Origin of the sequence: uncultured Aquincola sp., from assembly GCF_964001545.1 — a bacterium.
GTDB lineage: Bacteria > Pseudomonadota > Gammaproteobacteria > Burkholderiales > Burkholderiaceae_C > Aquincola.
Genome location: NZ_CAXFDV010000549.1, coordinates 1 through 1,827 on the forward strand (window position 1 = coordinate 1; position 1,827 = coordinate 1,827).

The following is a 1,827-nucleotide window of genomic DNA, read 5'->3' on the forward strand; positions in this document are numbered from 1 at the left end:
CCAAGGTCTTCATTCGCCGGAACCGCCGGGCCTTCCCGGCAGTTGCAACAGACTGGCTCAGTCCCGCCGGGCCGCCCCAAGGGACTGAGATCCCCAAGGGTCCGAAGGGCCCTCTCACAAGGGCCTGGGGGACGCGAGCGCAGCGAGCTTGGGGGCGGGCTCAGTTCAACAGGGGCGCCAGCGCGCGGCGGGCGTCGCGCTCGTCCAGCGCGTTGCGGGCCTGCCAGTCGGCCAGCTGGTCGTCACCGATCTTGCCGACGTTGAAGTACGCCGCTTCCGGGTGCGCCAGGTAAAAGCCGCTGACCGCGGCGGCCGGCGTCATCGCCAGGCTCTCGGTCAGCGCCATGCCCACGTCGCCGGCTTCCAGCACGCGGAACATGTCGCGCTTGGGCAGGTGGTCGGGGCAGGCGGGGTAGCCGGGCGCGGGGCGGATGCCCTGGTAGCGCTCGGCAATCAGCTCTTCGTTGCTCAGTGCTTCAGCTGCGGCGTAACCCCAGAACTCGGTGCGCACGCGCTGGTGCAGCCGCTCGGCAAAGGCTTCGGCCAGGCGGTCGGCCAGTGCCTTGAGCATGATGGCCGAGTAGTCGTCGTGGTCGTCCAGGAACTGCTTTTCCTTCTTTTCCACGCCCTGCGCGCTCACCGCGAACAGGCCCACGTAGTCGGCCCGCGTGCCCTTGGGCGCCACGAAGTCGGCCAGGCAGCGGTTGGGGCGCTGGACGCCGTCGACCACCGGCCGCACGGTCTGCATGCGCAGGCCGCGCCAGGTCATCAGCACCTCGGTGCGCGACTCGTCGGCATAGATCTCGATGTCGTCGTCGTTCACCGTGTTGGCCGGATACAGGCCGATGACGCCGTCGCAGTGCAGCCAGCGGCCCTCGATCAGCCGCTGCAGCATGCGCTTGCCGTCGCTGAACACGCGGGTGGCCGAGTCGCCCACGATCTCGTCGCGCAGGATGTCGGGGAAGCGGCCGGCCAGGTCCCAGGTCTGGAAGAAGGGCGTCCAGTCGATGCAGGCGGCCAGCTCGGCCAGGTCGTAGTTGCGGAACACCCGGCGGCCTAGAAAGCGCGGCTTGGTCGGCTGGAAGACCGCCCAGTCAATCGGCGTCTTGTTGGCGCGGGCCTGGGCCAGCGTCACCAGCGGCGTGGCCTTCTTGTTGGCATGCTGCTCACGCACCTTGGCGTAGTCGGCGGTGATCTCGTCGATGAACTTGGCCGCCCGCTCGTCGGAGAGCAGCTCAGAGCACACGCCCACGCTGCGCGAGGCATCGGGCACGTACACCACCGGGCCCTCGTAGTGGGGCGCGATCTTCACCGCGGTGTGCACGCGGCTGGTGGTGGCGCCGCCGATCAGCAGCGGCACCTTCTTGCTGCGGAAGAAGTCGTCGCGCTGCATCTCGGCGGCCACGTACTGCATCTCTTCCAGGCTGGGGGTGATCAGGCCCGACAGGCCGATGATGTCGGCGCCCTCCTCCCGCGCCTTGGCCAGGATCTCCTGGCAAGGCACCATCACGCCCATGTTCACCACCTCGTAGTTGTTGCACTGCAGGACCACGGTGACGATGTTCTTGCCGATGTCGTGCACGTCGCCCTTGACGGTGGCGATGACGATCTTGCCCTTGGGCTTGGCATCGCCGCCGGCGGCCACCAGCAGGCGCTTTTCCTCTTCGATGTAGGGCAGCAGGTGGGCCACGGCCTGCTTCATCACGCGGGCCGATTTGACGACCTGCGGAAGGAACATCTTCCCTTCGCCGAACAGGTCGCCGACGATGTTCATCCCGTCCATCAACGGGCCTTCGATCACATCGAGCGGTCGCTTGGCCGCCAGGC

1 protein-coding gene is annotated in these 1,827 nt (G+C 67.9%); it reads right to left on the reverse strand.

The genetic code is table 11. The features are described from left to right. Window positions 1–160: 160 nt before the first annotated feature. Window positions 161–1,827 (reverse strand): vitamin B12 dependent-methionine synthase activation domain-containing protein (locus ABNT58_RS18905; RefSeq protein WP_348754986.1); only part of this gene is annotated, 1,667 nt, incomplete at its 5' end.